The 650-nt window shown below is 64.9% G+C and carries 1 protein-coding gene; it reads right to left on the bottom strand.

The window, feature by feature from the left end:
- The coding region (gene pgsB, locus K7472_RS32245; RefSeq protein WP_222982817.1) for a poly-gamma-glutamate synthase PgsB at nt 1-650 on the bottom strand (650 nt) is incomplete at its 3' end.

The following is a 650-nucleotide window of genomic DNA, read 5'->3' as shown; positions in this document are numbered from 1 at the left end:
TCCACCCCCAGCAGATCCGCCACCGCCAACGCGATCGCCACGTTCTCCTTGAACGTGAACCACGAGAACCCGCGCAACTCCTCATCCGTGACCAACTCCGGATCCACCGCCACCAAACGGCAGTCCCGCCGGTCCGCCTCCTCCCGCAAAATGTGCAGCCGGTCCTTCTCCGCCGTCACACAGATCCCGCCCACCGGCATCGACCGGCACAACGACCGCGCCACGTCGTCCAGCGTCGGACCCATCTCCGCCAGATGATCCTCACGCACATTGCACAGCACACCGATCGTGGACCGGATCAGCTTCTCCTGATTGATCTCCTGCAACGCCGGCATCACCGCCATGCACTCGATCACCAGAGCATCCGGACGATACGTCGCCGCCCGCCGCACGATCCCGATCTGCTCCACCACGTTCGCCAGACCGAACTTCCGGTACACCGGCTCCTCGGTCGCATCCGGATGAATGAACCGCGCCGCCGTCCCCGTGGTCTTGCCCACCGTCACCAGACCACCACCCCGCAACGCCCCCGCACACAACCGCGTGATCGACGACTTGCCACGAATACCGTTGACCAGCACCCGCACGGGTATCTGCTCCAACGACGCGTAATGACGCCGCTGCTCCAGCACACCGGCCACCAACAGCAC

Source organism: Streptantibioticus parmotrematis, assembly GCF_019890615.1.
Classification (GTDB): Bacteria; Actinomycetota; Actinomycetes; order Streptomycetales; family Streptomycetaceae; genus Streptantibioticus_D; species Streptantibioticus_D parmotrematis.
Note: the sequence above shows the minus strand (reverse complement) of the source record. Positions and strands in the feature narration are given on the sequence as shown.